Origin of the sequence: Stenotrophomonas sp. LM091 (assembly GCF_001806305.1) — a bacterium.
GTDB lineage: Bacteria > Pseudomonadota > Gammaproteobacteria > Xanthomonadales > Xanthomonadaceae > Stenotrophomonas > Stenotrophomonas bentonitica_A.
In genome coordinates this window covers 267,925-293,616 of sequence record NZ_CP017483.1, presented here as the reverse complement: position 1 = coordinate 293,616, position 25,692 = coordinate 267,925, and the positions used below count along the sequence as shown (strand labels likewise).

Annotated in this window: 23 protein-coding genes; 16 read left to right on the top strand and 7 right to left on the bottom strand. The window is 65.7% G+C overall.

The annotated features are described in order from the left end of the window. The first annotated feature begins 41 nt into the window (after positions 1 to 41). Positions 42 to 1,937: a CocE/NonD family hydrolase gene (locus BIZ42_RS01250; RefSeq protein WP_070425306.1), complete on the top strand. Its 1,896-nt coding sequence runs from the start codon at positions 42 to 44 to the stop codon at positions 1,935 to 1,937. A gap of 226 nt (positions 1,938 to 2,163) precedes the next feature. Here the strand turns inward: BIZ42_RS01250 and BIZ42_RS01245 are convergent, their stop codons facing one another. Next, a complete protein-coding gene (locus tag BIZ42_RS01245; protein WP_237393546.1) occupies positions 2,164 to 2,613 on the bottom strand; it encodes an SMI1/KNR4 family protein in 450 nt (149 codons plus the stop codon). Between the two features lie 811 nt (positions 2,614 to 3,424). After that, positions 3,425 to 4,519: an alkene reductase gene (locus BIZ42_RS01240; protein WP_070425304.1), complete on the bottom strand. Its 1,095-nt coding sequence runs from the start codon at positions 4,517 to 4,519 to the stop codon at positions 3,425 to 3,427. 208 nt (positions 4,520 to 4,727) lie between these two features. Between BIZ42_RS01240 and BIZ42_RS01235 the strand changes: the two genes are divergently transcribed. Beyond that, on the top strand, positions 4,728 to 5,486 hold the full coding sequence (locus BIZ42_RS01235) for an SDR family NAD(P)-dependent oxidoreductase (RefSeq protein ID WP_070425303.1): 759 nt from the start codon (positions 4,728 to 4,730) through the stop codon (positions 5,484 to 5,486). A gap of 50 nt (positions 5,487 to 5,536) precedes the next feature. Here BIZ42_RS01235 and BIZ42_RS01230 read toward each other — a convergent pair whose 3' ends face one another. Next, complete coding sequence (locus BIZ42_RS01230) at positions 5,537 to 5,836, bottom strand: hypothetical protein (RefSeq protein ID WP_070425302.1); 300 nt, start codon at positions 5,834 to 5,836, stop codon at positions 5,537 to 5,539. Between the two features lie 387 nt (positions 5,837 to 6,223). On the opposite strand from BIZ42_RS01230, the gene BIZ42_RS01225 reads away from it, so the two are divergent. The 7 genes from BIZ42_RS01225 (at position 6,224) to BIZ42_RS01195 (ending at position 13,358) form a co-directional block, all read left to right on the top strand. Further along, positions 6,224 to 6,682 carry an MgtC/SapB family protein gene (locus tag BIZ42_RS01225; RefSeq protein WP_019185078.1) on the top strand — a complete coding sequence of 153 codons (459 nt, stop codon included), beginning with the start codon at positions 6,224 to 6,226 and terminating at the stop codon, positions 6,680 to 6,682. Next, a complete protein-coding gene (locus BIZ42_RS01220; protein WP_019185079.1) occupies positions 6,679 to 7,113 on the top strand; it encodes a VOC family protein in 435 nt (144 codons plus the stop codon). The genes BIZ42_RS01225 and BIZ42_RS01220 overlap by 4 nt, the downstream gene beginning before the upstream one ends. A gap of 185 nt (positions 7,114 to 7,298) precedes the next feature. Beyond that, positions 7,299 to 8,957 carry an L-lactate permease gene (gene lldP / locus BIZ42_RS01215; RefSeq protein WP_070425301.1) on the top strand — a complete coding sequence of 553 codons (1,659 nt, stop codon included), beginning with the start codon at positions 7,299 to 7,301 and terminating at the stop codon, positions 8,955 to 8,957. Between the two features lie 67 nt (positions 8,958 to 9,024). Beyond that, the gene (gene lldR / locus BIZ42_RS01210; protein ID WP_070427410.1) at positions 9,025 to 9,789 is read left to right on the top strand and encodes a transcriptional regulator LldR; all 765 of its coding nucleotides are present in this window, start codon (positions 9,025 to 9,027) and stop codon (positions 9,787 to 9,789) included. A gap of 3 nt (positions 9,790 to 9,792) precedes the next feature. Further along, entirely contained in the window at positions 9,793 to 10,953 is a 1,161-nt protein-coding gene (gene lldD, locus BIZ42_RS01205; protein ID WP_070425300.1) for an FMN-dependent L-lactate dehydrogenase LldD, read from the top strand. Further along, positions 10,950 to 12,662: a D-lactate dehydrogenase gene (gene dld, locus BIZ42_RS01200; RefSeq protein WP_070425299.1), complete on the top strand. Its 1,713-nt coding sequence runs from the start codon at positions 10,950 to 10,952 to the stop codon at positions 12,660 to 12,662. Before lldD ends, dld begins: the two co-directional genes overlap by 4 nt. Positions 12,663 to 12,764: 102 nt before the next feature. Further along, positions 12,765 to 13,358, top strand: coding sequence for an SMI1/KNR4 family protein (locus BIZ42_RS01195; RefSeq protein WP_070425298.1), 594 nt, complete (start codon positions 12,765 to 12,767; stop codon positions 13,356 to 13,358). A 126-nt stretch (positions 13,359 to 13,484) separates the two neighbouring features. Here the strand turns inward: BIZ42_RS01195 and BIZ42_RS01190 are convergent, their stop codons facing one another. After that, entirely contained in the window at positions 13,485 to 13,790 is a 306-nt protein-coding gene (locus BIZ42_RS01190; protein WP_019185084.1) for a hypothetical protein, read from the bottom strand. A gap of 170 nt (positions 13,791 to 13,960) precedes the next feature. Here BIZ42_RS01190 and BIZ42_RS01185 point away from each other — a divergent pair, with 170 nt between their 5' ends. The 7 genes from BIZ42_RS01185 to BIZ42_RS01155 all read left to right on the top strand — a co-directional run bounded on the left by BIZ42_RS01185 (position 13,961) and on the right by BIZ42_RS01155 (position 21,187). Next, positions 13,961 to 14,455, top strand: a complete 495-nt coding sequence (locus tag BIZ42_RS01185; RefSeq protein ID WP_070425297.1) for a DUF1543 domain-containing protein — start codon at positions 13,961 to 13,963, stop codon at positions 14,453 to 14,455. Between the two features lie 100 nt (positions 14,456 to 14,555). After that, positions 14,556 to 15,185, top strand: coding sequence for a decarboxylase (locus BIZ42_RS01180; RefSeq protein ID WP_070425296.1), 630 nt, complete (start codon positions 14,556 to 14,558; stop codon positions 15,183 to 15,185). An 86-nt stretch (positions 15,186 to 15,271) separates the two neighbouring features. After that, the gene (locus tag BIZ42_RS01175; RefSeq protein ID WP_237393545.1) at positions 15,272 to 16,060 is read left to right on the top strand and encodes a CDP-diacylglycerol diphosphatase; all 789 of its coding nucleotides are present in this window, start codon (positions 15,272 to 15,274) and stop codon (positions 16,058 to 16,060) included. A gap of 301 nt (positions 16,061 to 16,361) precedes the next feature. After that, the gene (locus tag BIZ42_RS01170; protein WP_019185088.1) at positions 16,362 to 17,129 is read left to right on the top strand and encodes a SapC family protein; all 768 of its coding nucleotides are present in this window, start codon (positions 16,362 to 16,364) and stop codon (positions 17,127 to 17,129) included. Between the two features lie 198 nt (positions 17,130 to 17,327). After that, a complete protein-coding gene (locus BIZ42_RS01165) occupies positions 17,328 to 20,051 on the top strand; it encodes a TonB-dependent receptor (protein ID WP_070425295.1) in 2,724 nt (907 codons plus the stop codon). Positions 20,052 to 20,157: 106 nt separating this feature from the next. Next, the gene (locus tag BIZ42_RS01160; RefSeq protein WP_019185090.1) at positions 20,158 to 20,625 is read left to right on the top strand and encodes a GNAT family N-acetyltransferase; all 468 of its coding nucleotides are present in this window, start codon (positions 20,158 to 20,160) and stop codon (positions 20,623 to 20,625) included. Positions 20,626 to 20,752: 127 nt separating this feature from the next. Continuing rightward, the gene (locus BIZ42_RS01155; RefSeq protein ID WP_070425294.1) at positions 20,753 to 21,187 is read left to right on the top strand and encodes a hypothetical protein; all 435 of its coding nucleotides are present in this window, start codon (positions 20,753 to 20,755) and stop codon (positions 21,185 to 21,187) included. A 17-nt stretch (positions 21,188 to 21,204) separates the two neighbouring features. Here the strand turns inward: BIZ42_RS01155 and BIZ42_RS01150 are convergent, their stop codons facing one another. The 3 genes from BIZ42_RS01150 to BIZ42_RS01140 form a co-directional block, all read right to left on the bottom strand. Beyond that, positions 21,205 to 22,584, bottom strand: coding sequence for a serine hydrolase (locus tag BIZ42_RS01150; protein WP_083279754.1), 1,380 nt, complete (start codon positions 22,582 to 22,584; stop codon positions 21,205 to 21,207). A 120-nt stretch (positions 22,585 to 22,704) separates the two neighbouring features. Beyond that, on the bottom strand, positions 22,705 to 23,424 hold the full coding sequence (locus BIZ42_RS01145; RefSeq protein WP_070427407.1) for a DUF2968 domain-containing protein: 720 nt from the start codon (positions 23,422 to 23,424) through the stop codon (positions 22,705 to 22,707). Between the two features lie 92 nt (positions 23,425 to 23,516). Continuing rightward, the gene (locus tag BIZ42_RS01140) at positions 23,517 to 25,688 is read right to left on the bottom strand and encodes a TadG family pilus assembly protein (RefSeq protein ID WP_070425293.1); all 2,172 of its coding nucleotides are present in this window, start codon (positions 25,686 to 25,688) and stop codon (positions 23,517 to 23,519) included. Positions 25,689 to 25,692: the final 4 nt, after the last annotated feature.

The following is a 25,692-nucleotide window of genomic DNA, read 5'->3' as shown; positions in this document are numbered from 1 at the left end:
GCTAGGCTCCGGACGTTGCCTTCACTGCCGGGAGAGAGCCCATGCGTGTGCGTGTATTGCCAGTTGCGCTGTTGAGTCTGATGGTCGCCGCCAGTGTGTCGGCGCAGACCTCGCCGATGACCCCGGACATTCCGGCCAAGGGCTTCGTGACCCCCACGGCGCAGGACAACTACGACAAGCGCGTGGTGATGGTGCCGATGCGTGATGGCACGAAGCTCTATACGGTGATCGTGGTACCCAAGGGCGCCAGGAATGCGCCGATCCTGCTGACCCGCACGCCCTACGATGCGGCCAATCGTGCCAAGCGCATGGATTCGCCGAACATGCGTGACATCCTGCCGCAGGGCGATGAAGTGTTCGTGGATGGCGGCTACATCCGCGTGTTCCAGGACATCCGCGGCAAGTACGGCTCCGAGGGCGATTACGTGATGACCCGGCCGCTACGCGGGCCGCTCAACAACACCAAGGTCGACCACGCCACCGATGCCTGGGACACCATCGATTGGCTGGTCAAGCACGTGCCAGAAAGCAACGGCAAGGTGGGCATGCTGGGCTCGTCCTACGAGGGCTTCACCGTGGTGATGGCACTGACCAACCCGCACCCGGCGTTGAAGGTGGCCGCGCCGCAGAGCCCGATGATCGATGGCTGGATGGGCGACGACTGGCTCAACTACGGCGCGTTCCGGCTGGTCAATTTCGGCTACTTCACCGGCCAGTTGGCCAAGCGCGGCAAGGGCCCGGCGATTCCCAGCGTGGGCTACGACGATTACACCACCTTCCTGCGCGCCGGCTCGGCCGGTGACTACGCCAGGGCCAACGGGCTGGACCAGTTGCCGTGGTGGCACAAGCTGATCGAGCACCCCAGCTACGATGCGTTCTGGCAGGAACAGGCGCTGGACGCGCGCATGGCCAGAACCGAACTGAAGGTCCCCACGATGTGGCTGCAGGGCCTGTGGGACCAGGAAGACATGTGGGGCGCGGTGCACAGCTATGCGGCGATGGAGCCGCGTGACACCGGCAACACGCTGAACTATCTGGTGATGGGGCCGTGGCGGCACAGCCAGGTCAACTATGACGGCAGCAGCCTGGGCGCATTGAAGTTCGAGGGCGACACCGCGCTGCAGTTCCGCCGCGATGTACTCAAGCCGTTCTTCGATCAGTACCTGGTCGATGGCGCGCCCAAGGCGCAGACACCGCCGGTGTTGATCTACAACACCGGGGAGAACCACTGGGACAAGCTGCAGCAGTGGCCGCGCAGCGCGGCGCAGTCCCGGCCGCTGTACCTGCGCGCGGGCGGCAGGCTGTCCTTTGAAGCACCACAGGCGGGGGAGGCCACGTTCGAGGCATATGTATCCGATCCGGCCAAGCCGGTGCCGTTCGTACCGCGCCCGGTGCGGTTTGCTGACCGCGATATGTGGACGAGTTGGCTGGTGAAGGACCAGCGTTTCGTGGATGGTCGCCCGGACGTGCTCACCTTTGTCAGCGAGCCGCTGACCGAGCCGCTGCGGATCGGTGGCGCACCGCAGGTCAATCTGCAGGCAGCCACGAGTGGCAGCGACAGCGACTGGGTGGTGAAACTGATCGATGTGTATCCCGACCAGACCCCGTCGACGCCGGAGATGGGCGGCTACGAGCTGTCGGTCTCGATGGCGATCTTCCGTGGCCGGTATCGCGAAAGCTTCAGCGACCCGAAGGCGATCGCGAGCAACCAGGTGCTGGATTACAAATTCGGCCTGCCGACCGCGAACCATGTATTCCAGCCGGGCCACCGGGTGATGGTGCAGGTGCAGTCGAGTCTGTTCCCGCTGTACGACCGCAACCCGCAGACGTTCGTGCCGAACATCTACCTGGCCAAGCCGGGCGATTACCAGAAGGCAACGCAGCAGGTCTGGCATTCGCCGCAGCAGGCCAGCTTCATCTCGTTGCCGGTGTACTGAGTCCTGACCGGCATTACCCACCTCCAGAACGGCGAGGCTCTACAGTGTGGGGTCTCCAACCCGCAGCAGCAAATGCAGGCAACAAGCAAAAGTTGACAAGAGGTAAAGGCACCATGACGTACTAGCGGGCAGCCAGTGCATCACTCAAAAAGACATCAAGAGAGTAGGAGAACACGCAATGCCATGGTCATCATTGCGTCGGTCCAGACGGCAGGCAGCGACCGGATCAAGGGAATAGATTCCGGTTCGTGATGTCGCCAGAAAGATATTTGCGCAGTAATGTTGAAAAATCCGGCGCGACCTCCTTCATGCATGAAGTATCCAAGTCGCCGAGATCCACGGCTGCGATCGTAGGGCTGAGCCCGGTTCGGTAGTCGAGGGCCAGTAGGGTCGGGCCCCCGTCGGTGCCAAATCCAACCACGTCCGGCCCCAGGTATCTTTGCACCTGGTAGCCCTGATTGAGTGGGACGATCGCGGCAGGCTCCCACAACTGCATGTACCCCTCAGGAAAGCACCCTTGGCCGCCGCCAGACCACAGCAGGAACGCCTTGAGGTCAGTCGGCAATGCCCGCCCCAATGCCTCTTCAAGTGGCCCCAACCCTTGGGACGGGCGGTTGTGCGAGGGGTGCCAATATGGCCGAATAACGTAGATTAGGTCATCGACACACTGCGGCATGGGTGTGAGTCTGCACATGTTGAAAGGCGAGCTTCATATCCGGCGGTGCCGTTGGGCAGGCGGAGGACTGGTGGCATATTTTGGGGGCTGAGCTATGACGGTAAGTTGCGACACATGATCCATGGGGCCAAAAACAATTTCTTGGTTTTGATGAGTGCGAGCGATTCGATAGACACTGGCCGTGCCTCGATCCGAGCTGTTTCCAAGTACATACCGGGCGCCTAGCGTGAGTCGAGTGCCTGATCAGATTCACAAGATCTATTCAGGGCAACCTTCCATCGAGAAATGGAAGGTGAATGCTGCTTAGAGCCATCGAATTTCAATCGGGTTTAGTACAAGTCTGACGTCGAGTGCGACCCGATGTAAGTGGCGACCACGACACCTGCACCGCGTTGAGCGCGGCTCGCAGACGTTCACAGAACCCTCGGCGGTGAAGGCCTTCGCGTTGGCACGCTTCGCACTCGGCGCGAACGAGGCTTTCCCATCGGGCAGTCGGCTTGTATGTAGGGCGCAGCCGACATGCCATAGGTTCAGTGAAGCACGATCTTCCGGTGACGCGTATGTACGCACCGATCACGGTCTGGCCCTGGCTCCAGATGCAGCGCGTGCCGGGCGTAGCGTGCTGTCTGCATTGCATCGTTCATGGACAGGCGACAGCGTGCGGTTTCGCCTTGTCCGATGCACTCGATGAAAAGGATGCTGGTGGTAGCTGAGCCGTTGTCGTTGGAAGGTGGCGCGCAGGTGAAAATGCGATGCGCCGCCGGTAATGGCCGGAGGCGCATGGACATCTTTCCACCAATCAGCGAGCCGATCAGCCTGAAACGCTTGGATAATCGGTGTAGCCATGCGCGCCACCGCCGTACAGCGTGTCCTTGTCCAGCTCGGACAACGCCACGCCCAGACGGAAGCGCTCGACCAGATCGGGATTGGCGATGAAGGGACGACCGAAGGCGACCATGTCGGCATAGCCGGAGGCGACCGCCGCTTCGGCACGCGCCTGGTCGTAACCGTTGTTGGCGATCCATGCGCCCTTGAACTTGGCGCGCAGCGCGGCGTAGTCGAAGGCGATGTTGTCGCGCGGGCCGCCGGTCGCGCCTTCGATCACATGGATGAAAGCGAGCGGGCCGATGGCATCCAGACGCTCCACGGCGCGTTCGAACAACGGCTGCGGGTTGGAGTCGGCAGCGTCGTTGGCTGGCGTCACCGGCGAGAGACGTACGCCGGTGCGTTCTGCACCGATTTCCGAAACGATCGCGCTGACCACTTCATCCAGCAGGCGGGTGCGGTTTTCGATGCTGCCACCGTATTCGTCGGTGCGCTGGTTGCTGCCATCACGCAGGAACTGGTCGATCAGATAGCCGTTGGCAGCATGCACTTCCACACCATCGAAGCCGGCCGTGATGGCGTTGCGTGCAGCCTGGCGATAGTCCTGGATCAGGCCGGGAATCTCGTCCAGGCGCAGGGCGCGCGGCTCGGAGACATCCTCAAAGCCCTTGGCGGTGAAGGTCTTCGCATCGGCGCGCAGGGCACTCGGCGCCACCGGTACCTCGCCCTCGGGCAGCAGGCTGGTGTGCGAGATGCGGCCGACGTGCCACAGCTGCAGCACGATCTTGCCACCGCGCGCGTGCACGGCGTCGGTGACCTTTTTCCAGGCATCGATCTGGTCCTGGCTGTAGATGCCGGGCGTATCCAGATAGCCCTGGCCCAACGGGCTGATCTGGGTGGCCTCGGCGATGATCAGCCCGGCGCTGGCGCGCTGTTCGTAGTACTGGATGGCCAGAGGATTGGGAATGCGGTCCTTGATGGCGCGGTTGCGGGTCAGCGGTGCCATCGCGACGCGGTTGGCGACGTCGATGGCCCCCAGACGGGTGGGGGAGAACAATTGGCCGTCAGTGGAATCTGTCATGGGCTTACCTTGGGGGAGGGCGACCGCCAGCGGCGGATGAAAGAAAGGATGTGGGCGTACGACCCCGAGCATAGGGGCAGGTGCGTTGCAGCGATGGGAAGGATTGTTGCGGAGCACGCTGTGCACGTTCTGTAACGTTTTCGCGGCGTATGGTCGAGGCATGGGCAGGCAGTGCCCGCAGCCTTATTCCAACCCGAGGAACAACGCGATGATTGATTATCAGCTCAAGGGAAAGGTCGCCATCGTCACCGGCGGCGTCTCCGGTATCGGCCTGGCCGTGGCCGAACTGCTGGCCGATTCCGGCGCGGCGGTGGCGGTGTGGGATCTCAAGGCCGACGCCGTCGAGAAGACCGCCGAGGCGCTGCGCAGCAAAGGGGTGAAATCGATCGGCATCGCCTTGAACGTCACCGACGAGCACGCGGTGGAAGCAGCCGTGAAGCAGACCGTGCAGGAACTCGGTGGGCTGGACATCGCAGTGAACAACGCGGGTATCGGCGGGCCGTCGGCGGCCAGTGGCGATTACCCCGTGGATGGCTGGAGGAACGTCATCGACGTCAATCTCAACAGCGTATTCGTGTGCCAGCGGGCGCAGATCCAGGCGATGCGCAGCGCGGGCAAGGGCGGCAGCATCATCAACATGGCCTCCATCCTGGGCCAGGTCGGTTTCAACAATTCGGCGGCCTATGTTGCGGCCAAGCATGGCGTGGTCGGCCTGACCCAGACGGCGGCGTGGGAACACGCGGCGGACAAGATCCGCATCAATGCGGTGGGCCCGGGCTTCATCGCCACCCCGTTGCTGGACAAGATGGACCCGAAGGTGAAGCAGGCGCTGGAAAGCAAGCATGCGCTGGGACGCCTCGGCAAGCCGGAAGAAGTCGCCGCACTGGTGGCCTGGCTGGCCAGCGCGGATGCCGGTTTTGCAACCGGCACTTACTACGCGATCGATGGCGGATACCTGGCCCAGTAAGCCCACCTGTAGGCCCATGCCTGGGAAAGAAACCCCGGGCATGGCCATATCTAGTCAAGTCTGTTCAGTGCCTGCCGCAAGCGAAGTAGTTCATCGATTACAGGCGCCTCGGGGTCTTCGATCGGCGCATCGCGAAAATGCGCCTCCAATCCTCGACGCACGGCTTCAATCAAACTGGCCAGGGGCGTGTCGTCGAGTCGGGTCTTTTCGTCGAAGACCGACACCCCGTATCGACGGCGCCGAATATCCAATCGGAACGAGGAATCCACACCATTCAGGACGAACGCGTCGATGCCGTCAGCCATGCGCAACAGCCCTTCGATCAAGTCGCAAAGAGAGAGATGGATCATGTGAGCCAAGCGGGGCGATGCAGATGAGTCGATTGAACGACCGTTGACCGTCAGCCGGAAATCACCCAATTCGAAAGGGTGCAGGGGCCTTCTTCCAGCCGAAGAACCTCGAAGCGCACTGATGGAGGACCCGGGTTGGTAATAAGGCGAGAGGGGCGAGTGGGAGGCATGCGGCAAGGTTCAACCAGACCTTGCACGAGCGCAAGGGCTGGTGTCCGCAAGAGAAAGGACCTTTGTCGGTAGTATCTTCATTTTCCTTGCCTCATAGCGGTTTCCTGTCACGTGCTCAACTGGAGCGCGCTGCGTACACATGCGCGTCACATCGCTCTTCACGACATTGCTACGTCAACAGCGCAAATCTGGTGCGAACAGTTGAGGGCGCGTTGAATGGGACTGGAACAAGATCTATCGATCCTGCTGCGGATTGCCGTGGCCATGCTGCTGGGCGCCACGCTCGGCATCGAACGCGAGATGGGCAAGCACGCCGCCGGACTGCGCACGCACATGCTGATCGCCGGTGCAGCCGCACTGATTGTCGGCTTGGGCGACAGCATTGCCGAACACTTCCAGGAGGAACGCTACCGTGACCTGCTGCAGGTCGATCCGGTGCGTCTGATCGAGGCGGTGGTGGCCTGTGTCGGCTTCGTTGCCGCCGGCACGATCCTGCGGGGCTCGCGCGATGACCAGGTCAGCGGCCTTACCACCGCCAGTTCACTCATCATGTCCGCCGCGATCGGTATCGCGGTTGGCATCGGCGAGTATGTGATCGCTGTCGGGGTGAGTGTGTTGTGCCTGATCGTGCTGGTGGTATTCAGCCGTATCGCCAGAAAACTGGAGTCGTCATGAGCAGCGAACGTCCCTTCGAGATCCAGCGCATCGACCATGTGGTGCTGCGTGTGCAGGATCTGCCCCGCGCGGTGCGCTTCTACTGTGACGTTCTGGGCTGCACCGTCGCCCGCGAACGGCCGTCGCTGGGCATGGTGCATCTGCATGCCGGTGAGTCGCTGATCGATCTGATCAGCGTGGACGGTCCGCTGGGAATCAAGGGCGGTGCGGCGCCCGGGCGGGAAGGGCGCAATGTCGAGCATGTCTGCCTGCGCGTGGAACCGTTCGATGCCGAGCAGGTGCGCGTGCATCTGCAGGGACTGCAGGTAGAGCTCAGTGGGCCGGCCGAGCGCAATTACGGTGCCGAGGGCGATGGCCTCTCGCTGCGCCTGCGCGATCCGGACGGCAACTCGGTGGAACTCAAGGGTCGTTCGAACGACTGCGGCTGCTGAGTGGTAGGACCAATATTCGGACGTAGACCTATGGTCTAATAGGCTCGTCTCGCGTTTGGCGTTTCAATGCGGGCAGTTCCAACAGGCGTTCTGGTTATTGGTACTACCAATAATCGCTGTTGGACGTTCTCGGCTCGCGCGGTGCTGACCGCGCGGAACCCTGTCCGTCTTGATGAGATCCGCCGATGCAGGCCTGGCAACAACTGTATGACCCCGCTGGCAACCTCTGGCTGTCCAGCCTGATCGCGCTGCTGCCGATCGCTTTCTTCTTTGTCGCCCTGGCCGTGTTGCGCATGAAGGGATGGCTGGCCGGCACGATCACCGTGGTGATCGCGTTGGCGGTGGCCCTGCTGTTCTATCGGATGCCCCTGCCGCAGGCGCTGGCAGCAGCCGGTTATGGCTTCGTCTACGGCTTGTGGCCGATCGCCTGGATCATTCTGGGCGCGGTGTTCCTGTACAAGGTCTCGGTCAAGACCGGACAGTTCGACATCATCCGGGCGTCGATCCTGTCGGTCACCGAAGACCAGCGCCTGCAGATGCTGATGGTCGGCTTTGCGTTTGGCGCGTTCCTGGAAGGGGCGGCCGGCTTCGGAGCGCCGGTGGCGATCACCGCTGCGCTGCTGGTCGGGCTGGGCTTCAAGCCGCTGTATGCCGCCGGCCTGTGCCTGATCGTCAATACCGCGCCGGTGGCCTTCGGCGCGATGGGCATTCCGATCATCGTGGCCGGGCAGGTGACCGGGCTGGATGCATTCGAGATCGGGCAGATGGCCGGGCGCCAGCTGCCGTTCCTGACCGTCATCGTGCTGTTCTGGATCATGGCGATCATGGACGGCTGGCGCGGCATCAAGGAAACCTGGCCAGCGGTGCTGGTGGCCGGTGGTTCGTTCGCGATCGCCCAGTACCTGACCTCCAACTTCATTGGCCCGGAGCTGCCGGACATCACCGCCTCGCTGACGTCGCTGGTCTGCCTGACCCTGTTCCTGCGCAAGTGGACGCCGGTGCGCATCTTCCGCTTCGATACCGAGACCAGCGCACAAGCTGCCGCCCAGGCACTGGAGGCACCGCGCTATTCCACCGGCCAGATCGTCAAGGCATGGTCGCCGTTCCTGATCCTGACCGCGATGGTCACGATCTGGAGCATCAAGCCGTTCAAGGCGCTGTTCGCCACCGGGGGGGCGCTGGAGCACTGGGTGCTGAAGATTCCGGTACCGGCGCTGGATCAGCTGGTGCTGAAAATGCCGCCGATCGTGCCGGTCCCGACCGGCTACGAGGCGGTCTACACGTTCGATGCGGTCTCGGCCACCGGCACGGCGATCATGCTGGGCGCGGTGATCGCGATCGTGCTGCTGAAAATGCGCCCGGCCGCGGCGCTGCGCACGTTCGGCGAAACCGCCCGGGAGCTCAAGGTGCCGATCTACTCCATCGGCATGGTGCTGGCGTTTGCCTTCATCGCCAACTACTCGGGCCTGTCGGCCACGCTGGCGCTGGCCCTGGCGCATACCGGCAAGGCCTTCACCTTCTTCTCGCCGTTCCTCGGCTGGCTGGGCGTGTTCCTGACCGGCTCGGATACGTCCTCCAATGCGCTGTTCTCCGCGCTGCAGGCCACCACGGCCCAGCAGATCGGCGTGTCCGAGGTGCTGCTGGTCGCGGCCAACACCACCGGCGGGGTGACCGGCAAGATGATCTCGCCGCAGTCGATCGCGATTGCCTGCGCGGCGGTCGGGCTGGCCGGCAAGGAATCGGACCTGTTCCGCTTCACGGTCAAGCACAGCCTGATCTTCACCGTGATGGTCGGCATCATCACCACGGTGCAGGCCTACTGGCTGACGTGGATGATTCCCTGAGCCCATGCGCGGCAGTCCGGCCACCGGCATCGACCCCATCGCCCGCCACGCGGGCGACAATGGCGGCATGAAGAACGAACGCCTGTCCGACAAGGTGGCCGCGCAGCTGCGTAGCCTGATCCGTGAGCAGAACCTGCAGCCGGGTGACCGCCTGCCGGCCGAACGACCGCTGGCGGTGCAGCTGGGGGTCTCGCGCACGGCGCTGCGCGAGGCGATCGCGCAGCTGGCCAGCCAGGGCCTTCTGAGCGCGCGGGTCGGCGGCGGCACCTACGTGAGCGAACCGGCGGCCCGTGCCCGGCAGGCCATCGATGAGCCGTTGATCCCGTACCTGCCGCTGTTCCAGGGCGACCCGGAGTACCGCTTCGACGTGCTGGAAATCCGCCACGCGCTGGAAGGGGCGACTGCGTGGCACGCCGCCTTGCGCGCCACCGACGAAGACCGCGCGAAGATCCGCCAGGCCTTCGACACCATGATGGCTGCGCATGGCAAGGACGATCCGGCCGGCGAAGCGCAGGCCGATGCGGCCTTCCACCTGGCCATCGCCGAGGCCTCGCACAACCTGGTGCTGCTGCAGGTGATGCGTGGCCTGTTCGAGCTGCTGCAGACCAACATCTCGCAGAGCCGCGAGAAGCTCTATACCTCCGCCCGCACCTTCGAGCCGCTGTCCGTCCAGCACCGCGAGATGATGGATGGCGTGCTCTCCGGCGACCCCGAACGCGCGCGTGCCGCCGCACACGCGCACCTGGAATTCGTGCACACCTCCCTGCGCACGCTCGATGACAACGAGGCTCGGCGCGCACGTGCGTCACGGCTTCCTTCTTCCCACGGTTGACCCATGATCATTTCCGCCTCCACCGATTACCGCGCAGCGGCACAACGCCGCCTGCCGCCGTTCCTGTTCCACTACATCGATGGCGGCGCGTATGCCGAGCACACCCTGAAGCGGAACGTCGCGGACCTGTCGGAGATCGCGCTGCGCCAGCGCATCCTGCGCAACATGTCCGATCTGAGCCTGGAAACGGAGCTGTTCGGTGAGCGCCTGGCGATGCCGGTGGCGCTGGCGCCGGTCGGGCTGACCGGCATGTATGCGCGCCGCGGTGAAGTGCAGGCGGCGCGGGCGGCGGCGAGCCGGGGGATTCCGTTCACGCTGTCCACCGTGTCGGTCTGCCCGATCGAGGAAGTAGCCCCGGCCATCGATCGGCCGATGTGGTTCCAGCTGTATGTCCTCAAGGATCGCGGCTTCATGCGCAATGCGCTGGAGCGGGCCAAGGCGGCTGGCGTGACCACGCTGGTGTTCACGGTGGACATGCCCACGCCGGGCGCGCGCTACCGCGATGCGCACTCGGGCATGAGTGGCCCGAACGCGCCGGCGCGGCGCATGCTGCAGGCGGTGACGCACCCGCGCTGGGCATGGGACGTGGGCCTGTTCGGCCGCCCGCACGATCTGGGCAACATCTCCACCTATCGGGGCAGCCCGACCGGCCTGGCCGATTACATCGGCTGGCTGGGCAACAACTTCGATCCGTCCATTTCCTGGAAAGACCTGGAGTGGATCCGCGAGTTCTGGAGCGGACCGATGGTGATCAAGGGCATTCTTGATCCGGACGATGCGCGTGACGCCGTTCGCTTCGGGGCCGACGGCATCGTGGTCTCCAACCACGGCGGTCGCCAGCTGGACGGTGTGCTGTCCACCGCGCGGGCGTTGCCGGCGATCGCCGATGCAGTCAAGGGTGAGCTGAAGATCCTGGCCGATTCGGGCATCCGCAACGGCCTGGACGTAGTGCGCATGATCGCGCTCGGCGCCGACAGCGTGCTGCTCGGCCGCGCCTTCGTCTATGCGCTCGCCGCGCAGGGCGAGGCCGGCGTGGCCAATCTGCTGGACCTGATGGCCAAGGAAATGCGCGTGGCGATGACGCTCACCGGCGCCAGGACCATCGCCGACATCAGCCGCGATTCGCTGGTGGACGCCACGCGTCGCTTTGCGGTCGCACCATGAACGCGGCATCCCGGGGCACGGCAGCGCTGCTGGCGCAGCTGCGCGCGATCGTCGGCGACGCACACGTGCTGTGCGGCGACAAGCCGACCCGGCGCTTCCGCAAGGGCTACCGTTTCGGCGATGGCCCGGTGCTGGCCGTGGTCCGCCCGGGCACGCTGCTGGAACAGTGGCGCGCCCTGCAGGCCATCGTGGCAGCCAACGCGATCGTGATCATGCAGGCGGCCAACACCGGCCTCACCGGCGGTTCCACACCCGATGGTGCCGACTATGACCGCCCGGTGGTCATCCTCAACACCCTGCGCCTGACCGGTGTGCAGCTGATCAACGAGGGCCGCCAGGTGGTCTGCCTGCCCGGGGCGACGCTGGACCGGCTGGAGAAGGAGCTGGCGCCACTGGGCCGCGAACCACACTCGGTGATCGGCTCGTCGTGCATCGGTGCCTCGGTGCTGGGCGGGGTCTGCAACAACTCCGGCGGCTCGCTGGTGCGACGCGGCCCGGCCTATACCGAAATGGCGTTGTTCGCCCAGGTCGATGCCAACGGCAAGCTGCAGCTGGTCAATCATCTCGGCATCGCGCTGGGCGATACCGCCGAGCAGATCCTGGAGCGGCTGCAGCGCGGCGACTACGCGCCCGCTGACGTGGACAACGGCAACGACCGCGCCGCCTCCGACCCGCGCTATGCCGAGCAGGTGCGCCAGGTCGATGCAGCCACGCCCGCCCGCTACAACGCCGATCCTTCGCGCCACTACGAAGCCTCCGGCTCGGCCGGCAAGCTGGCGGTGTTCGCGGTGCGGCTGGATACGTTTGCGCGCGAGCCCGGCGAGGTGTTCTACATCGGCAGCAATGCGATGGAGGATCTGACCGCGATCCGCCGCCATCTGCTGACCGCGTTCGAGCGCCTGCCGATCTCGGGCGAGTACCTTCACCGCGAGGCGTACGACATCGGCGAACGGTACGGCAAGGACACCTTCCTGCTCATCGATCGCTTCGGCACGGCCAGGGTGCCGGCGGCGTTCGCGCTGAAAAGCCGCGTCGATGGATGGTTCGAAAGCCTTGGCCTGCGCGGGGTCACCGACCGCGTGATCCAGTGGGCGATGCGTTGCCTGCCACGCCATCTGCCCGCGCGCATGGGCCAGTTCCGTGACCGCTACGAGCACCACCTGCTGCTCAAGGTGTCGGCGGTGGATGCCGCCGCCACCGAAACCTTCCTGCGCACTCACTTCGCTGGCAGCGAGGGCGACTTCTTCCAGTGCACGGCCGAGGAGGGGCGAAAGGCGTTCCTGCACCGCTTTGCGGTGGCCGGCGCGGCCGTGCGTTATCGCGAGGTGCACCGGCGCGAGGTCGAGGACATCGTGGCCCTGGACGTGGCACTACGGCGCGATGACCGCGCGTGGGTGGAACACCTGCCGGCCGAACTCGACGCACGCTTGGCCGGCAAACTGTATTACGGGCATTTCCTGTGCCATGTGTTCCATCAGGATTACATCGTGCGCAAGGGCGAGGATCCGCTGGCCATCGAGCACGCGATGTGGGCGCTGTTGGACGCGCGTGGCGCGGAGTATCCGGCCGAACACAACGTGGGCCATCTGTACCCGGCCAAGCCGGCCCTGGCGGCGTTCTACCAGCAACTGGATCCGAGCAATACGTTCAACCCGGGCATCGGCCAGACGCCCAGAACCCGGCATTGGAGCGACTGTGGAATGCACTGACGCGAAAATGTCGCGCCATATTCGTATTTGTTGCATTTCCTGCGGAGCCCCAAGGATCTAGCGTTGGCTGCGGAATGATCCAACGTGAGAAAGGCAGTGCGCATGCATCAGGCGGCTGAAACATGGAACGAAATCAAGGCGATCCTCGCGCGGAAGGATTGCCTTACCGAGATGGGACTCCAACCGGGTGCCAGCGAGAAGGCGCTTATCGATCTCGAACACCATTTGGGAGTGGCTCTTCCGGAGCTGCTCAAGGCCATGCTGAGAATCCATGATGGACAAACAGCGTTTGGCGTCCTGTTCGGCATGCAGATGTTGTCCACTCAAGGCATTCGATCTACCTGGGATGGATGGCGGAGTATTGAGGAGGACGAGCTCAACAAGGAATTTGCGTGGAACATGGCGTCCCGACCGCCGGGGGCCGTCAAGCCCATGTATACCAACCCGCACTGGATTGCGTTGAGCCGTGACGCCGGCGGGAATCACATGGGTCTGGATTTTGATCCAGACCATAGCGGTAGCGTTGGGCAGATGATCGTTTTTGGCAGGGATGAAGACACCAAGATCCTGCTCGCGCCCGACATCTCCCCCTTTTTCCTCCACGCCATTGAGTGGCTGAAGCAAGCGGACTGGGATGGGGAATGCCTCACAAACCGCGCCGATGGCGGATATGCACTACCGGCAATCTTCCAATAGGCAGCCGCTCAGCGTTGAGCGGCGTTACCGGCGTGAGGCCACGGTAGAGCCACCCCATGGGTGGCTGCCCTGAAACCTGCGATACGCCGGCACAGCCACCCATGGGGTGGCTCTACCCGCGGGGCTTCATTCGCAGCGGACGGCGGTAATCACGTTGTCCTTGTCGATGAACACCCGCAGCCGATCCTGGCGCAGGTCACGGGTGGTGATCGTGGCCGGGCCGATCGGGTTGATCAGGCCGGCGCCGCTCTGCACCAGCAGCTTGCGCATGTTCGCCTCGTCGGCCGGCTGGCCGATGGCCCAGCCCAGGGCATCGGCCTTGCACAGGCCTGGACCCTTGATCTCCGGGCCCGGCGTGCTCACGCACGCGGCCAGCGAGAGGGTGCCGGCGAGCGTGATCGCGGCGAGGGGGTAACGGAAAAGGGATGCCATCGGGTCGCTCCTGCGGGGTCAGGCGCCGACCATACCACTGCGGTGTGCACCGGCGCGTGGTGGGCGCCCCGCGACCGTTGGACGCAGCCCACGCGGCTGCTGGGGCGGGGCGCAACGGCCACCGGCGCTACACTGGCGGCCTCTCAGATCGGCCATGCCGGGAGTCGCAGGTGCTGCACGTGTTCATGCTGGGTGGGCGACATGCCCGCGCCCGGATCGAGGTCCACGACGTGGCCTTCGCCAACGTCGATGCCATTGAAGAGGCCTACCCGCAGCTGCGCCAGGACTGGTTCGGTGAGCGGAAAGGGCTGCATCTCGATGGCTGGCTGGCGGTGGATGGGGTGGAGGCGTACCGGGTGCGCTTCGGCGACGCGGCCCCGGCCGTGGGCGCGCCGCGCCTGTACTTCCTCAATCTCGGCGGGTATGCCGCCGGCGCGCTGGGCGAGGCGCACGATTACCGGCTGCTGGTCGCCACGGATGCCGAGGCGGCCAAGCGCAAGGCCAAGGCCCTGCGCGATGCCAGCTGGTTCAAGCCGCATACCGATGCCCTGCTGGAGGTGGATAACTGCATCGCCATCGACCAGGTCGGTGGCCGCCACGTGCAGCTTGAGCGCGGTGAGCACCGCGGGATCACCCTGGTCAGTGACTACATCGTGATCGGCTGAGCGGCGCCGATTGCCCGCCGGCCCGCTGCTGGCGCATAGTGTCGCGGTCTTGTGAGGTCCGGCGATGTCGCCGCGACAGGTCAACCAACGGAAGTAGCGCATGCACAGCAGGAAGATCACGGCCGCATTGATCGTGACACTGGGAATGACGATGGCCGGCAACGCCGTGGCGGCCGAGCCGGACGCACCGGTGTTCGGTGGCTGGCGCAACCTGCATTCGGCCAGTGGCGCCGAGCCGGTCCTGAGGAACCAGCCGTTTGCGATCCTGCCGCGCGAGGTTGCCAGGGGCGAGCGCTTCGCGATCCTGGACCGCGAAAACAAGCAGGCGGTGTGCTGCCTGGTGGTAGACAGTGACCGTCTCGATGCGATTGCCCTGGAAACCAGCTACCGGCTGCCCGGGGTGTGGATCGCCGATCTGCTCGGCAACGAGGACTACAACCGCCGCCACGGCGACCCGCATGTGTTTGCGATGAAGCGCGAGGGCGACCTGGTCGACCATGTCTTCTCGCAGGAAGGCGGCGGTTACAGCGACCTCGGCGGCCTGCTGCTGCCGGCCGGTGCCGCGCTGGATGCAGGCGGCAGCGGCGTCAAGTTCGGTACCACCACGTACCGCCTGCAGGTGCAGTCACAGCGCTTCGCCGATGACAATGGCGCGCTGGACCGCTACACCCTGCAGCCGCCGGCACCGGCCGCACCGGTGGTGGTCGAGGTGCCGTACAGCACCTACTGACACGGAAGCGACAGAAGCGGCGCGGTACAATCGCGCCCGCCCATCGGCACGGCCGGCTGGGCCCGCATTCCTGTCCGAGCTTGTCCGTGATCGCCCGATTGTCCTTGCCCTGTGCGGTGCTGCTGTTGGCAGCCTGCGCCACGCCGCCCCGGCCGCCGGCCAGGCCGCCTGCCAATCCAGACGCCCTGTGGGGCATCATCCAGCGCGACTGCGCCGGCGAGGCCGCCCCTCGCGGCAGCTGCCTGGCCGTGTCTGCCCAGGCGCAGCGGCGCGATGTGCTGCTCAAGGATTCGCACGGCCACTACCAGTTCCTGGTGCTGCCGTTGGACCGCATCTCGGGCATTGAAAGCCCGGCGCTGCTGCGTGCCGGTGCCCCCAACTACTTCGCCGCCGCGTGGAAGGCGCGCAGCCACACCGAGCAGGCACTCGGGATGGCACTGCCGCGCGATGTGGCCAGCCTGGCCCTGAATTCGCCCCATGGCCGCTCCCAGCACCAACTGCACATCCACGTGGATTGCCTGCGCGCGGATGTCCTGGCCCAGCTGCGCCGGCTGCAGCCGGTCATCGGCGCCAGCTGGCAGCCGCTGCCGGAGCCGTTGCGCGGGCATGCCTATCTCGCCCGCCAGTTGCCCGGTGCCGAGCTCACCGCGAACCCGGTGCGTCTGCTGGCCGCCCATCTGTCCGATCCGGCCGATATCGGCAACTGGTCGCTGGTGGTCGCCGGGCAGACCGGCCCCTCCGGTGCGCCCGGTTTCGTGTTGCTGGCCACCCGATTGGACCTGGCGGCGGGCAACAAGGCCAGCGGTGAGGAGCTGCAGGATCACGCCTGCGCCGTATTGACCGGTGCCGCCGGCCCGCTGGACGGTGTGCTGTGAGGCGGTGCCAGGGCAGGGCGCGCAGCATCGGCTTGCGCATGGCCGGGTAAAAACGTCGCACCTGCGCACCGTGTTGGATCCGGCCTGCTCCTGGCGGGGTGTATCTCGCTTCCCGGACGACGCCTGTATCGCCGATCAGAGGCAGTGCCGGGCTACCGTGGAATCACCGGACGATCGCGGGGCGCGGGGAATCCAGCGCGATTGAAATAAAAACCACGGACGTGGCACGTTATAGTGGCCGTTCAATGCGGTTCCCGCTTTCGCGCCCGGGCTGACTGGCGCGACGTATCCGACTTAATCCATGACTGCTGAAACCACGACTCCGCCCGCCGCTGCGCCGTCCCAGGCCACCGGTCCGCTGTTCTACCAGGCGCCCGTTCCGCTGCGCTCGGATCTGCACGCCGCCTGGCGCCTGGTGCCGGACACCGCGCATTTTGCCGGGGAAACCAACGCGATCCCCGCCGTGATCGGCGAATTCGGTTCGCTGGCCCAGCATTACCCGATCATTTTCACCGGCAAGGACGCGATGCCGCTGGTCGCCGTCGGCCTGGCACAGCGCAACCTGTTCGTCACCGATGGCGTGTGGGACGAGCAGAGCTACGTGCCGGCCTACGTGCGCCGCTATCCGTTCGTGTTCATGCAGGCCGGTGATCAGGACGAGTACGTGCTCGCGCTGGATTCGGCCGCCAGGCAGGTCAACCAGGGCCAGAGCGAAGACGGCGTGCCGCTGTTCCAGGATGGAAAGGCCACCGAGATCGTCGACAACGCCATGCGCTTCTGCGGGGATTACACCCGCGAGCATGACCAGACCCGCCGCTTCACTGCCGCCCTGATCGAAAACGAATTGCTGATCGACCGCAACATCGACGTCACCCTCGCTGACGGCCGGCAGATGTCGGTCAACGGTTTCCAGGTCGTGGATGTGGAAAAGTTCGCCGCGTTGCCGGACGCCACCGTCGTGGCCTGGCACCGCAGTGGCTGGCTGGCGCTGGTGCACCACCACCTGAGCTCGCTGGCACGTTTCAGCGCGCTGGTGAACCGCCAGAGCGCGCTGCCTGCCGACGCCTGAGTCCGGGCGCACGGCGTGTCACGGAAACGGCGGCCGCAGGGCCGCCGTTTTTCGTTGCTTAGGCAAAATATCGATAAGCATATCGCGGGCGGTCATTTCCTCCTTCTCCGCCTGTTCAGCAGAATCACGGCCCCTCCCTCACTACGCTCCGGCACGGGCCCGACCCCGCCGGCACGTACGTCTTTACCGGAAATCTGCATGTCTGTGCTGTATCGCCCGCTGCGTCGGCGGGCCCTGGTTGTGTCGTTGTTGCCTTTGCTTGGTGCGGTATCGCTGGTCCACGCGGCCGATGCACCCACCCAGCTGGAGGCCGTCACCGTCACCGGCTCGCGCATCCCCCGCGCCAGCGTGGAAGGCCCATCCCCGGTTACCGTGATCACCCAGGAACAGATCGAGGCGCAGGGCTACCGCAGTGCGTTCGAGGCACTCAGCGCGCTGACCGAGAACACCGGCAACGTGCAGGGCGAGGATTTCGGCAACACCTTCACCCCGGCTGCCAACACCATCAACCTGCGCGGCCTCGGCCCCAACCGTACCCTGGTGCTGGTCAACGGCCGCCGGCAGTCGGACTACCCGCTGGCCTACGAAGGCTCGGTCAACGTGGTCAACCTGGCCAACATCCCCAGCGCGCTGATCGACCGGATCGAAGTGCTGGCCGGAGGCGCCTCGGCGGTGTACGGCTCCGATGCGATCGCCGGCGTGGTCAACATCATCCTGAAGAAAACCTATGACGGCGTCGGGATCAATGTCCGCGCCGGCACCACCGAACAGGGTGGCGGCGACAACCAACGCCTGCAGGCGGTCGGTGGCGGTTCGGGTGAGAACTGGGACGCGATCTTCGGCCTGGAGATCGCCAACCGCAAAGCGATCTACGGTTCGCAGCGCGACTTCATGGATTCGCTCACCGACGATCCGCGCGGCGTGGCACCGCTCGCGACGGCCGTGGCGTATCGCCGCAACGCCTCCACCAACAACTACATCGATCCCGGTGCCGATGGCTGCGATGCCGCCAGCACGTTGTACGGCGGCAGCGTCTTCCGCGCGCAGAATCCCCGCCAGGGCTGGTACTGCGGCAGCAATGAAGCCGCGCCCACGTTCTGGACCGTGCAGACCGAGAAGCGCAACATTGATGCGTACAGCGCGGTGACCTGGCGCTTGAATGACCGTCAGGAACTGTTCGCCGATGCGGCGATCGGCACTGCGCGCATCTACAACAACACCCGCGCACCGAGCTGGACCTCTTCGCGCAATTATTTCTACAACCAGAACAGCGGTCAGCTGGAAAGCTGGTACCGGCGTTTCGCGCCCGAAGAGATCGGCGGCGTGCAGCGCAATGCCAACCGCTTCCTGGAGCAGTCGTGGTCGTTCAACGTCGGCGCCCGTGGCGGCATCGGCGGCTCGGACTGGGATTACGAAGCGGCCTACAGCCGCTCGCGCTACGAGAACAGGACGCAGCGCCCGGGCCTGCTGGTCGGCATCAATGCGTACCTGCTGGGCCCACAACTGGGCACCCGCGATGGCGTTGAAGTGTATGCACCGGATCCGTCGCGCCTGTACCAGCCGCTGACCCCGGGCGAGTACGAGGGGCTGTCGGACCGCTACGAGAGCCGCAACGCTGCGTGGCTGCAGACCGCCAGCGTCAGCGTCAACGGCCAGCTGTTCGATCTGCCCGGCGGCCGTGCAGCGCTGGCGGCCGTGGTCGAAGCCGGCAGCCAGGGCTACCGCAACCGCCCGGACCCGGCCTTGGGACAGAGCGTGTTCTGGAACCTCAACGCCGGCATTCCGGCCGGTGGCGAGCGTGACCGCTATGCCGCCGGGGTGGAGCTGCAGCTGCCCTTGCTGCAGCGCCTGACCGCGACCGTGGCCGGTCGCTACGACCAGTATCGTGCTGCCGGTGATCATCTGGGCAAGGCCACCTGGAGCACCGGCCTGGAGTTCCGTCCGTTCGATACGCTGCTGCTGCGCGCGAGTGCAGCAACCAGCTTCCGTGCGCCGGACATGAACTATGTGTTCGCCACCGAAACGCGCGGCTACAACCCCGGCATGACCGATTACTGGCGCTGCCGCAGTGCCGGCCAGGCGTACGACGACTGCGATTTCAGCGGCCTGGCGATCGACTACACCAGTGGTGCCAATCCGCAGCTGCAGCCGGAAACCGCCAAGTCCTACGGTCTGGGCTTCGTGTGGTCGCCGTCGGCCAATCTGGACTTCACGGCCGATTACTACGACATCCGCATCGACGATGAGGTCACCAACCTGGATGCCACCCGCATCCTCAAGGATGAAGCCGATTGCCGCCTCGGCCAGACCGTGGGTGGCGACGCACGCGATATCGGCTCGGCACAATGCCAGGACGCGCTGCGTCGCGTGATCCGCAACCCGGCCGACGCGGCAGTGCAGCCGAACCAGGTCGTGCGCGTGCTGATCAACCCGATCAACGCCGCCTCCGAAACCGTGCGCGGCATCGACCTGAAGTCGAACCTGCGCTGGGACGCGGGCCGCTATGGTCGTTTCTCCGCCCGCGTCGCGTACTCGCTGGTGATCGATCACAGCTACCGCCAGTTCGCCGGCGATGACGTGCAGGACCAGCGCAACTCGCTGGATTCCTACCAGTGGCGCAGCAAGGTCAACGGCAGCGTGACCTGGGCGATCAACGACTGGACCGCCACCCTGTACGGCATGCGTTACGGCTCGTTGCCGAAGACCGACGGCAGTGGTCGCATCGCGCCGTACATGACCTACAACGCCAGCCTGTATCGCAAGCTCAACGACAACGCCACGCTCGGCCTGATCGTCAACAACCTGCGCGACAGCCGCCCGCCGGCGGACAAGAACGGCGGCGGCTGGCCGTTCTATCCGGTCGGCAACTACGACCCCTACGGCCGCCAGCTGTGGCTGGAGTTCGATTACCGCTTCCTGTAAGTCCCTCGCGGGCCCGGCAATGCCGGGCCCGCTGCGTTTGGGTCTACAGCGCATGCGACGGTATACTGCGCGCCGCCGAGTGTTCCGGCGGTTGCAGGAAGCACGCATGACCCACCCGATTCATTACCGTCGCGCCGTTCCGGGCGATGCCGCTGCCTGCATCGATCTGCGTGGGCGCACCCGCGAAAATGCGTTTTCCGCGGCCGAGCTTGCCGGACTCGGCATCACCGAAGACAGCTGGGCGGCCGGTATCCGTGACGATGTACTGCCGGGGCATATCGCGCTGGAAGGCGAGCACATGGTCGGCTACTGCTTCGGCGATCGCGACGGCGGCGAGATCGTGGTGCTGGCAATGCTGCCGTCCCATGAAGGGCAGGGCATCGGTCGGCGGCTGCTGGATATGTCCATCGCCGATCTTGTCGAGGCCGGGCATTCGCGGCTGATCCTGGGGTGTGCGGCGGACCCTGCGGTGCGCTCGCATGGCTTCTATCGCTACCTGGGCTGGCGGCCGACCGGCGAGATCGACGCCCTGGGTGACGAAGTACTGGAACTGCACGTGGGCGCCAGGCCATAGCACCTGGGTAGGGCATGGCAGTAATGGCGTGTCAGGGGCATGCGCATCGCCCGCTCACTGTGCAGCCGGTCACGGCTCGGTGATCCGCCGCTGAAACATGCTGGGCGCATCTGGACGGAGCGATGCGATGCCTGCGTGGTGGCTGACCCTGATGATGAGCGCCACAGCGGTGGATCTGCCGCCGCGACAGGTGCATACCTGCCTGGTCGACGGCGCGCGTCATTATCAGTCCACCCCGTGCGAGGGACGCACCGAGCGCATCCGCGAGATGCCGCCGCCCGTCGATACCTGGGCCAATGAGATCCATATCGAGTCGGTGCGGCAGGGACTCCAGGCCAAGCGGCGTGCTGAGGCTGCGCCCGCGCGACAGAAGCGTCCGCCGCGACGCAGTGTCCGCCCGACGCCCGCGATCCGGGGGGCGGTCATCTCCGTGCATGCCGATCCTGTCCGTTGCGCCGCCGCGCGACGCCAGCGCGAGACGGCCTACCGGAAAGCGGGCGGCCGGCCGAGCCTGGCGCTCAGCCGGCGAATGGATGACCTGGTGCACGATGCGTGCCGGTAGTCAGACGGCACGCACGCTCATGGCTGCGCCATCAGATACCGCGCCACGGCATCAAAGGCGGGCAGGGTGGTCGGGTCGTTGGCGCTGTTGGCTGCGACCGGATGCGAGCCGAAGCGCGCGATCACCACCCGTGCGGTGGGGTCGATGTACAGCGCCTGGCCATGCACGCCGCGCGCCATGTAGGCGCCATGGTCGTTGTGGGAGATCCACCACATGCCGCGATAGCTCCAGCCCGGCAGCTGCGCGTAACCGGCCTTGGCAAAGGCCTGTTTGCTGCCGCCGGCCCGGATACGGGCGATCGCGGCGGCGGGCACGATGGGCTGGCCGTCGACCCTGCCGTCGTCGAGCAGCAGTTGGCCGACACGGGCCAGATCCCGCAGGCCGGCATTGAAGCCGCCGCCCGCAAACGGCGTGCCGGTGGAATCAACGGTGTAGTACGCGTCCTGCTCGGCGCCCAGGCGTTGCCAGATGCGCGACTGCAGCAGCTGTGCAACCGACTGCCCCGTGCGCCGGGCGATGATCCAGCCCAGCGCGTCCGTGTTGATCGTCTTGTAGCCGAAGGCCTCGCCGTGGCGGCCCTGCTTCTGCACGGTCTGCAGGTAATCGTAATAGCTGCGTGGCCCGGTGTAGCCGGGGGCCGGGGGCAGGGTGCTGCCCGCGGCGGAAAATGCCCAGACCTCGGCGTTGGGGTCGGCGTAGTCTTCGCTGTAGCGCAGTGCCGTGGTCATCTCCAGCACCTGCCTGACCGTGGCATCGCCGAACGCGCTGTCCTTCAGCTCGGGAACAATCGCGCTGACGCGCTGGGTTTCATCGATCACCCCCTCGGCGACCAGCATCTCGCCGAGCAGGCCGGTCATCGATTTGCTGACGGACATCGCGCCGTGCTGGCCGTGCTCGTCCAGGCAGCCGCTGTAGCGCTCGTAGACCACCACCCCGTCGTGCAGCACCACGATGCCGTCGGTGTAGTTGGCCGCCAGTGACTGTGCCCAGGTCATCTGACGGTGGGTGCCGGTGGGCGTGAACGACAGCGCGTCGATCGCGGCATCCAGCCGGCGCGGCAGGTCACGGGCCGCGCCGGGGCCCCGGCTGACGCCCACGGTGGGCATCAACTGGCGGAAATGGCAGGCGGTCCAGCGCAGCTTGGGGAAACTGAAATAGTCGTCATCCGTGTAACGGATGCGCTTGTCTTCCGGCGGCGGCGCGCCCTGCATCCAGCCGAGCAGCCTGGGATCGGACGCTTCGGCCGACAGCGGCGGCGAGGTGGGCGAGGCCGGAGCGGCAGTGGCGGCGCCCGGCAGGGCGAGCACCGCGACCAGGGCCGCGGCCAGCCGGGCGCGGGATGACGCCAAGGCGGCGCGCACGCGGGTCAGGGCGATGTGGAGGCGCGGAACGGGCATGGGGCACTCCTTGCTGATGCGCAGGACGTCTGTGCCACCAAGGGTACTGCACCGGAATGAAAGACGGCGCCATCGGCGCCGTCCGTGACGTGCCCTGCCGGGGCAGGGCGCGCGATGCCGTTACGGGGTGCCGGGGTTGCCCTGCGGCGCCGGTGCCGGCGTGGCCGACTCGGCTGACGGCAGCGACAGCGCCGGGTTCAGCTGCTGGGCCTGCAGCATCTGGATGCGCTGGTTGAGCGCGTCCAGTTCGCTGTGGCTGCTGCGCAGGTCGGTGCTCAGGCTGACCGCCTGCTGCTTGGCCTGTTCCAGCGAGGCGCTGACCTGCAGCGACTGCTGGCGCTGGAGATCGGCTTCCTGCTGCAGGCTGCGCAGCCGCTCTTCGTTGTAGGCGACCAGGTTTTCGGTATAGCGCTTGCCGGCCTGCAGGCGGGTGGTATCGATATACACCTGGGCCAGCTGTTCGGTCTGTTCGACGAAGGTGCGGTAGACCTTCTCGGCGTTGTCGACCGAATCGGTCTTGATCACGCGCCAGAAGTCCTTCTCGTGGAACAGCGCCACGTAGTAATTCAGCGTGCTGGTATTGAACAGCAGGCTGGCACCGTAACTGCCGTTATAGGTGGTGCGCAGCTCGGTGAGCTGCTTGGAGTCGACCAGCTGGCGCAGTTCGTCCACGGTATTGCGGACCACCGGCGCCGGGCGAACGGCGGTCTCCACGGGCGGCTCGGCACGCGGTGCGCGCGCGGCCAGGGCCTGCGGAATGACGCTCAACGACAGCAGCAACACAATCCCACCGGTCAGCGCGTGCGCGACGATGGAACCAACCCCTTTTCTCTCTCGCATATTCAGGCCATCCACGAGTGGATTATCAGTGAAGTAAAGTCCCCGCCGGAGTCTAGCACGCACAATCGCGGGGCCTGCACTTTGCCGCAGCGTCAATAAACCAACTGTGCCGGGGTGCACTGGATGGACTGCATGTGCACGTCGGTCCGCCCCAGCTCCAGCCCGAGCACCTGGGCCAGCGTCTGCGAGAGCAGGGTGCCGACGCCGTTGAGCAGCGGCTTGAGGGTTTCCAGCACCGGGGTCAGCGCCAGGCACAGCAGGCCGCTGCAGCGGACCTGGTCAGTGCCCGGGTCGGTGACTCCGGTTCCGCCGGCGAGGTCCTCCAGGCCGCCCGGCCGGGTCTGCAGGTAAGAGGCCAGATTGGATTTGACGCAGTTGTTGTAGTTGAGCAGGGTACTGAGCAGGCTGTTGCAGCGGTTGATCACCAGCCCACCGAGCAGGGAGCCGAGCAGGCCACTGAGCCCGCCCATTCCCTTTCCGGTAACGGTGGCGTTGTAGCCGTCCCAGACCGAGCCGGTTTCAAAACAGGTGCCAAGATTCAGCGCGCCACACGCGTGCGGTACGCCGCCCACGACGTCCCAGTCGCCGAGGGCGCCGATGCCGCGTGCCGGGTCACCGTGTCGCAGCAGGGCAATGGTCTTCTCGGCGTCGTAGAAAACGTTGCCCGGATTGGCGGCCTTCAGATACTGATCCGCCAAACGATTGGCGGTGGCGGCATCGGTGCTGCCCTGCTTGCCCGGGGTGACCACGTTGCTCAGCACGCGCAGCAGTTCGCTCACCAGGCCGGAGATGGCTGTGCCGACCTGGGCCTGGTTGAAGTAAGTAGAGGCGGTCTCTCCGGCCGCAAGGGTGACGCTCTCATCGCGGGTCAGCGCATTGAGGGAAATCTTGTCGGTGACCAGCGGTGCGCCCAGCAGGGTCAGCAACTGCTCGTTCTGCAGCCCGGCATCGCACACATTGCGCTGCGAAAATTCGTTGGCGGCAGCCACGCGGCCGACGCAGGCGCGCAGCAGCGAGGACTGCACCCGCACCGTGGCCGTTGGCGGGGTCGCGCCGCAGTTGAGCGCGTCCAGTGTGCCCATCGCGTTGGTCACATCGGCATAGATCGGCAGGTTGAGGCGGATCCCCAGCCCGCTCAGCACGGGCCCGAGCAGCGCCAGCCCGCCGGTATCGATGTTGATCTTCAGCCGCACCTGCGCGTTGTAGGCACGGGTGCCGACGCCGCCGATCGCGATCGAGGGCGGTTCGATGATCGCCGCGCGGGTCTGCACCAGGCCCAGGATGTTGAGGTTGTTGACCGCCACGCCGTTGCCACCGCTGGCGATGCTGATGCTGGTGGTGATCAGGTCCAACGCGCTGATGTCGGCCTGCAGCGCTGGCGAAGCGGGGCCTTCTGGCGCGACGATGCGTGCGAACAACCCGCCGGTGGTGTCGGTGCTGCCGAGCTGCACGTTGAGCTGGTTCAGATCGACCTTTGCCGCGAGCGCATTGCGCAGTGCCGTCAGATCCACATGGGTGACGCCGCTGTTGGTCAGCACCGTGGCCGTGGCATCGAGCAGCTGGCCAAGCGAGACCCGGTTGGCGGCCAGCAGGGCGTTGAACTCGGCGATGCCGATGTTGGCCTGGACCGGAATGCCCAGCGCCTGCAGCAGGCCGCCCGGGGTGACCTTCGCCTGGGCCAGGCCGTCATAGCCAAGCAGGGTGGTGCGGTCCAGGTTGACGCCCACCAGGTTGAGCACGTTGCCCAGCGGCGTATTGCCATTGACCCGCAGCAACTGCGAGCCCACCGAGAACACCGCGATCGGCGGCGCACGCGTGGCCACCGCCTGCGCACGGATCGTGGGCAAGCGCGTGTTCTGGCCGAAGAACGGCACCACCGAACGGGTGGCGACCACTTTGACCGCATTGAGCGGGTTGGCCGCGTCGGGCGTCACACTAAAATGATCCCCCGCGCCGCGTGCAGGATTCCAGTTGCCGCAGTGGATCACCAGGGCGCCGGAAAAGCCGTTGTCCCGTTCTGCATTGCTGCGGGCAGCCCCGTTGTCCTTGAGGTCCGCGCGGCACAGGTCCAGGCGCTGCGCGCCGGCGACGGCGGCCAGGTCGACCACCTTCTGCGCATCGCGCTTGGCCCAGTACAGATAGCCCACTTCCACCAGGCCGAGCATCCCGACCAGACCGAGCAGGACCAGCATCATGGTGACCGACATCCCGCCGCGCAGCCGCCGCCGGAACGGCCGGGGCGCACGAACGCTGGACTGGTGCATGGCA